This is a genomic window from Saccharomonospora iraqiensis subsp. iraqiensis, from assembly GCF_000430445.1.
Classification (GTDB): domain Bacteria; phylum Actinomycetota; class Actinomycetes; order Mycobacteriales; family Pseudonocardiaceae; genus Saccharomonospora; species Saccharomonospora iraqiensis.
Window position 1 is genome coordinate 14,418 of the sequence record NZ_KE387056.1, and the last position, 6,014, is coordinate 20,431.

Genomic DNA, 6,014 nt, shown 5'->3' on the forward strand with positions numbered 1-6,014 from the left:
GCTCCCGTCGCCGTCGCGGTGTTCGCGTTCGGCCCTGCGCCCGGCGGCCCCACCGCGGCGGGAGGCCTCCTCCTCGGTCTCGTCCTCCGTCTGGCCGAGTACCCATGCCCGCGACGGCCGCCGGAACAGCAGCACGAGCACCGCCACCCCGGCCGCCATCACGGGGATGCCGAATCCCGGCTGGTCCGAGGGTCCGGTCGCGTACCAGCCGACACCCGTGAGGATCAGGCTCACGACGACGGCGGGTGAGCGGGCCCAGGTTCTGCCGAGCAGCAGCCCCACCGCGCAGGCCAGCACCCCGGCCGCGAGCACGCCGAAGTAGGCGGCCTCGGCGGCCACCGCGACACCGGTCAGCGGTGAGGCCCCCGCGTTGAGGGCGACCAGCACGCCGAAGGCGAGCAGCGCGAATCCGGGGAGGGCGGTGAGCACCCCCGCGAGGCGGACCTCGCGCGGGGCCGGGGAGATCGCGTCGCGGATCGGCACGAAGCTGCCCTCCTGCGTTGACCGTGAGTGAACACAGCCGATGGTATGCCACCCGGTCGGACGTTTTACCGTGGCGGCACACCGGGCAAGGATTCAGGTGTCGTCGATGAGCGGGCGGTCGCCCGGGGTGCAACTCGTCACGGCGCTCGGCAGGGCCACGCACGCGGGCCGAACCGACCGGAGCGGGAGGACCGACAGGACAGTCAGCACAGTCCCCGGCGCCGGCACGGGTCGCAGCGCCGGCACAGCCTCCGGCGACAGCACACCCTCCGGAGCCGGGAGGGTTCCGGTCGCGTGGGTGAGATGTTTCGCAGGACCCGTGGTCCCGCGGGAGCCCACCGGCGCGCCGGATTCACCTACTCTGCGGTGGTGCGCGCCGTTCTCGTCGTCAACCCGAGAGCCACCGCGACCACCCCGGGTGGTCGGGATGTGCTCGCGCACGCGCTGGCCGGCGAGGTGAAACTGGAGGTGGTCGAGACCGACCACCGGGGGCACGCGCGGGCCGTCGCCCGTGCGGCGGTGGAGGACGGTGTCGGTCTCGTCGTGGCACACGGCGGCGACGGGACGGTCAACGAGGTCGTCAACGGCCTGCTCGACCCACCGGAACCGCCCGCACCGCGCCCGATGCTCGGGGTCGTCCCCGGCGGATCGGCCAACGTGTTCGCCCGCGCGCTGGGCCTGCCCCGGGATCCGGTCGAGGCGACCGGGCGGCTGCTCCGTGCGCTGGAGGAGCGCAGCGTCCGTCGGGTGGGGCTCGGGCGCGCCGACGGCCACTGGTTCACGTTCAACGCCGGAATGGGCTGGGACGCCGACGTGGTCGCCGCCGTCGACCGCAGACGCGGCAAGCGCACGAGCCCGTGGTTGTACCTGCGGACCGCGGTCGCCGGCTATCTGCGTCCGCCGAACGGGCGACCCACGCTGACCGTGCGGGTCCCCGGAGCCGACCCCGTCGAGGTGCGTACCGCGTTCGTCTCGAACACCGACCCGTGGAGCTATCTGGGACCCCGTCCCGTCCATCTGAACACGCACAGTTCGTTCGACTCCGGCCTCGGTCTCTTCGCCCTGACCGGGCTCGGGCTCCCCACCGTCCTGCGGCACGTCCGCCAGGCGCTGCGGGCGCACGGCGAGCACCGCGGACGGCGGCTCCTGCGCCACGACGACCTGCCCGTCCTGCACATCACGGCCGAGGAGCCCGTGGGCCTCCAGGTCGACGGTGAGCTGCTGGGACCGCGCACCCGCGTAGAGTTCGCCGTGGTGCCGGACGCGCTCACGGTTGCGTTGTGATCCGTCGCTGTCGGTGAACAACACCGCGTGATCACCGCCGACAAAGTCGCCCCTACCACTCGTCGACGCCAGAGCTCCACTCACCGCATCACTCGCGCCGGAGCGGGCCCCGCAGGACGACGAATGCGCAGGTCAGAAGGGTCACCGGGCCGGGTGAGCTGACTCACCGATCCCGATCGAACACTTGTCGAAGCCGGTTCTTCGTGAAAGCATTCACAAGCACCCCGAAGAAAGACCGCCATGACGACCGTGGCGCGGAGCACCGCGCCCGAAACAAGGAGCTCGAAGAATGGACTGGCGCCACCGCGCGGCCTGCCGAGACGAGGACCCGGAACTGTTCTTCCCCGTCGGCACGAGCGGCCCCGCCGTATCGCAGATCGCCGCGGCCAAGGCCGTGTGCCACCGCTGCACCGTCGCATCCGACTGCCTGGCCTGGGCCCTGGCCAGCGGCCAGGACGCCGGCGTCTGGGGCGGCATGGACGAGGACGAACGTCGTGCGCTCAAGCGTCGGCGGGCGCAGATCGGTACGCGGAGCAACTTCTGACGCGACCTCCGCGCAGACGAAGCGACGCGTCCGCGATTCCCTTCTGCCCCGGCGAAAGGGCAGAAGGTTTGAGGGTCGGCATCCGTTCTGGGTGCCGACCCTCAAGCGCGCGGTAGGGATACGTGCGGTGATGCCGGGGGATCGGCCCCACCGCACGCCGGGCGCGGACGGATTCAGGTGCGCCTGCTGAGCGGAATGCGCAGGGCCGCCTCGGTTCCGGAAATGCGGTGTTCCCCGTCGCCGTGTTGCCCGTCGCCGTGTTCCGGCGACTGCCGCTCCGCCGTGTCGTCGGACCCGGCGGTGTCGGACTCCGCCGTGTCGTCCCGGATCCCGCGCAGGGACAGCGAACCGCGCAGTTCGGATTCGACGAGAGTCCGGGCGATCTGGAGACCGAGACCGTCGGCGCGTTCCAGGGTGAAGCCCGCGGGCAGGCCCTTGCCGTCGTCCCGCACGAGGATGTCGAGCCAGCGCGCCGACCGTTCGACCACCAGTTCCACCCGGCCCGTCCGGCCGCCGGCGAAGGCGTGGTCGACCGCGTTCTGCACGAGTTCGGCCACCACCATCACCAGCGGGGTGGCGATCTCGGCCGCCACCACCCCGAACGAGCCGGTGCGGGACATGCGCACCTGGGACTCCGCCGTGGCGACCTCGTTGACCATGGGCAGCACCTTGTCGAACAGGGAGTCCAGGTCGATCCGCTCGTCCACCGACATCGACAGCGCCTCGTGGACCATCGCGATGGACGACACCCGCCGCACGGACTCCCCCAGCGCCTGCCGCGCCTCCCCGGACTGCATCCGCCGGGACTGGAGCCGCAGCAGTGCCGCGACCGTCTGGAGGTTGTTCTTCACCCGGTGGTGGATCTCCCGGATCGTCGCGTCCTTCGACAACAGGGCCCGGTCGCGCCGCTTGACCTCCGTCACGTCCCGGATCAGGACCAGTGCCCCGGCGGCACGTCCGGCGGGCCGCAGCGGCAACGCCCGGAACAGGACCACGGCACCGCGCCGGGACTCCACCTCCGTGCGGGTGCCGGGCTTGCCGTCCAGCGCCTCGAGGATCCGGTGGGACACGTCGGTGGCGTCGAACGGGTCCCGCACGAGAGACCGGGTGAGCGGTGCGAGCCGGGTGCCGATGAGGTCGGATTCGTACCCCATCCGGTGGTAGGCGGACTGCCCGTTGGGACTGGCGAACACCACGGTGCCGCTCTGGTCCACCCGCACCAGCCCGTCACCCACACGGGGACTGGTGTGCACGTCGATGTTCGCCTCGGGACTCGGGTAGGTCCCGTCCGCGATCATCTGGCACAGGTCGGCGGCACTACCGAGGTAGGCGATCTCCAGCGGGCTGGGCACCCGGGGGCTGGCCAGGTTCGTCTCCCGGCTCAGCACCGCGATCACCGCCTCACCCAGCCGGACCGGGACGGCCTCCCGCCGCATCGGCAGGTCGTTGTACCAGTGCGGCTCCTCCTCCCGGCAGATCCGCACCTCCCGCATGGCCCGGGTCAGCTGGGGGTGTTCGGCGGTGGTGAACCGTTCCCCGACCACGTCCTCGGGGTGCGCGGTGGGGGCCGTGGTCGGCCGCACCTGGGCGACGCACACGAAGTCGTCGGCCCCTTCCTGCACCGGCACCCACAGCAGGAAGTCGGCGAACGACAGGTCGGCGAGCAGCTGCCACTCGGCGACCACGAGTTGCAGGTGGTCGACGGACTCGCCGGGGAGACCGGTGTGGTCGGCGAGCAGTTCAGCGAGCGTGGACATGCCCCTCCTGGTCGGTGTCACGTCTGGCACGGTGGTGCCGTGGGCGGCGTCGCGGTGGGCCGCCTCGCCTCTCGGCCCGAGGCGGCCGGACTCGGCGGGCCCCCTCATGACACACTAAACGTGGAGCAGTGACGCAAGGAGTGATCATGGCCAAGCGAGCTCGGAAGCGCCGCGACCGCAAGAAGAACAACGCGAACCACGGCAAGAAGCCGAACACCTGAGGTGGCGCCGGACGGGGCCGGACGGGATCGTCACCCGTCCGGCCCCGCTCTGTGTCCGTTCTCACTCCCTGCGGCGACCGTGACGGCGTTTCGCCCGGCCGTCGTCCGGCAATCCACCGGAGGGTCCGACCCGCACCTCCACCACGCGGACGGCGGGCGTGACCCCGGCGGGAATACCCCGGCGATCCGGGATGTTGTGCGGGATGTGCCGACCACGCTGCCTCCTGGAACGCTGACCAGAGTCCCCGGCCAACCGCGCGGACGCTCGAGCCGGATGTGGGGGCGCGGCGCCGGGACGCCCCGCCGACACGAAGGCGCCGATCGGGAAGGGAACGGTTTGCCGAGTACCCAGAGCCCCGCCGAGAGCGCGGCCCCGTCCGCCGATCCCACGGCGGCGTCCACGGACGTGACGCCACAGGCCGAGGAGGCGGAACAGCAGCAGGCGGAGCGGTTCGAGCGCGATGCCATGCCGCTGCTCGACCAGCTCTACTCGGCCGCGCTGCGGATGACGCGCAACCCGGCCGACGCGGAGGACCTGGTCCAGGAGACCTATCTCAAGGCCTATGCCGCCTTCTCGTCGTTCAAGAAGGGCACCAACCTCAAGGCGTGGATGTACCGCATCCTCACCAACACCTACATCAACGGCTACCGCAAGCGGCAACGGCAGCCGTTGCAACAGCCGACCGAGGAGATCACCGACTGGCAGATCGCCCAGGCGGAGAGTCACACCTCGACTGGTCTGCGCTCCGCCGAGGTCGAGGCGATGGACAACCTGCCGGACACCGACGTCAAGGCGGCGTTGCAGCAACTCCCCGAGGATTTCCGACTGGCCGTGTACCTCGCGGACGTCGAGGGCTTCGCCTACAAGGAGATCGCCGAGATCATGGACACCCCGATCGGCACGGTGATGTCGCGACTGCACCGCGGGCGTGGACAGCTGCGTGGTCTGCTCTCCGACGTCGCGCGCGACCGGGGGTTCGCACGCTCGGCCCGACAGGAGGTGACCCGCTGATGTGCATCCGCGGCGACTCCGGTGCGAGCGACCCGTCCACGGACACGGACGGGGTCGACAAGGTCGGTTGCGACGACGCGCTCGCCGAGATCTACCTGCTGCTGGACAAGGAGTGCAGCCCCGAACGTGACGCCGAGCTGCGCAGGCACATCGAGGACTGCCCGCCGTGTCTGGAGGAGTACGGCATCGACGACCAGATCAAGCGGTTGCTCGCCCGCAAGTGCGGTGGGGATCTCGCCCCCGCGGAGCTGAAGAACCGGTTGCAGGCGTCGATCCGGCGGACCGTGGCCGAGCGCAGTGGTCTGCGGGTGTCCGAAACGAAGATCAGCTTCCGGCGCGAGCCGGACGACACGCCGGACGACCGGTAGTTCCGCCGCGCGTGGCGCCCGGTCCCCGCTGAACGGTCACGCGGTGAGCGGGCGCAGCACCCGCCCCAACCATTCCGAGGCCGCACGCGAGACGGCGTCCAGGTCGCTGTCCAGGCTGTGCGTGCCCGGCACCGTGACCACCTCGTGGTGCGGCCCCGCCGTCGGACAGCCGAACGGGTCCCGGTCCCCCTGGACGACGAGTGTCGGCACCCGGACGGCGTCGAGCTCGGCCTGGCGGCTCTTCTCCGGCCTGCCGGGCGGGTGTTCCGGGAACGCCAGACACAGCACCGCGGAGGCCTGCCCCGCCGCGGCCGTGCGGCAGGCCACCCGCGCGCCGGACGAGCG

8 protein-coding genes are annotated in these 6,014 nt (G+C 71.5%); 5 read left to right on the forward strand and 3 right to left on the reverse strand.

Going from position 1 to position 6,014, the window contains the following annotated elements; genetic code table 11:
• Positions 1 to 483 (reverse strand): hypothetical protein (locus ACTIR_RS0104075; protein ID WP_026453313.1); only part of this gene is annotated, 483 nt, incomplete at its 3' end.
• 369 nt (positions 484 to 852) lie between these two features.
• Here ACTIR_RS0104075 and ACTIR_RS0104085 point away from each other — a divergent pair.
• Together ACTIR_RS0104085 and ACTIR_RS0104090 are read left to right on the forward strand one after the other, a co-directional pair.
• Positions 853 to 1,767 carry a diacylglycerol/lipid kinase family protein gene (locus tag ACTIR_RS0104085; protein ID WP_026453314.1) on the forward strand — a complete coding sequence of 305 codons (915 nt, stop codon included), beginning with the start codon at positions 853 to 855 and terminating at the stop codon, positions 1,765 to 1,767.
• A 289-nt stretch (positions 1,768 to 2,056) separates the two neighbouring features.
• The gene (locus ACTIR_RS0104090; RefSeq protein WP_007024213.1) at positions 2,057 to 2,311 is read left to right on the forward strand and encodes a WhiB family transcriptional regulator; all 255 of its coding nucleotides are present in this window, start codon (positions 2,057 to 2,059) and stop codon (positions 2,309 to 2,311) included.
• 173 nt (positions 2,312 to 2,484) lie between these two features.
• Here ACTIR_RS0104090 and ACTIR_RS0104095 read toward each other — a convergent pair whose 3' ends face one another.
• Positions 2,485 to 4,068: a sensor histidine kinase gene (locus tag ACTIR_RS0104095; protein WP_026453315.1), complete on the reverse strand. Its 1,584-nt coding sequence runs from the start codon at positions 4,066 to 4,068 to the stop codon at positions 2,485 to 2,487.
• Between the two features lie 146 nt (positions 4,069 to 4,214).
• On the opposite strand from ACTIR_RS0104095, the gene ACTIR_RS27795 reads away from it, so the two are divergent.
• The 3 genes from ACTIR_RS27795 to rsrA all read left to right on the forward strand — a co-directional run bounded on the left by ACTIR_RS27795 (position 4,215) and on the right by rsrA (position 5,669).
• Positions 4,215 to 4,289 (forward strand): 50S ribosomal protein bL37, encoded by a 75-nt coding sequence (locus tag ACTIR_RS27795; RefSeq protein ID WP_407690016.1) that lies wholly within the window; start codon positions 4,215 to 4,217, stop codon positions 4,287 to 4,289.
• Between the two features lie 205 nt (positions 4,290 to 4,494).
• The gene (locus tag ACTIR_RS0104105; protein ID WP_411431316.1) at positions 4,495 to 5,301 is read left to right on the forward strand and encodes a sigma-70 family RNA polymerase sigma factor; all 807 of its coding nucleotides are present in this window, start codon (positions 4,495 to 4,497) and stop codon (positions 5,299 to 5,301) included.
• On the forward strand, positions 5,301 to 5,669 hold the full coding sequence (rsrA, locus tag ACTIR_RS0104110; protein ID WP_026453317.1) for a mycothiol system anti-sigma-R factor: 369 nt from the start codon (positions 5,301 to 5,303) through the stop codon (positions 5,667 to 5,669). The genes ACTIR_RS0104105 and rsrA overlap by 1 nt, the downstream gene beginning before the upstream one ends.
• A gap of 36 nt (positions 5,670 to 5,705) precedes the next feature.
• On the opposite strand, the gene ACTIR_RS0104115 is transcribed toward rsrA, so the two are convergent.
• Positions 5,706 to 6,014 (reverse strand): alpha/beta family hydrolase (locus ACTIR_RS0104115; protein ID WP_026453318.1); only part of this gene is annotated, 309 nt, incomplete at its 5' end.

Coding starts and splice junctions, on each gene's coding strand:
- ACTIR_RS0104090 (WP_007024213.1), top strand. CDS start 2,057: ATGGACTGGCGCCACCGCGCGGCCTGCCGAGACGAGGACCCGGAACTG.
- ACTIR_RS0104095 (WP_026453315.1), bottom strand. CDS start 4,068: ATGTCCACGCTCGCTGAACTGCTCGCCGACCACACCGGTCTCCCCGGC.
- rsrA (WP_026453317.1), top strand. CDS start 5,301: ATGTGCATCCGCGGCGACTCCGGTGCGAGCGACCCGTCCACGGACACG.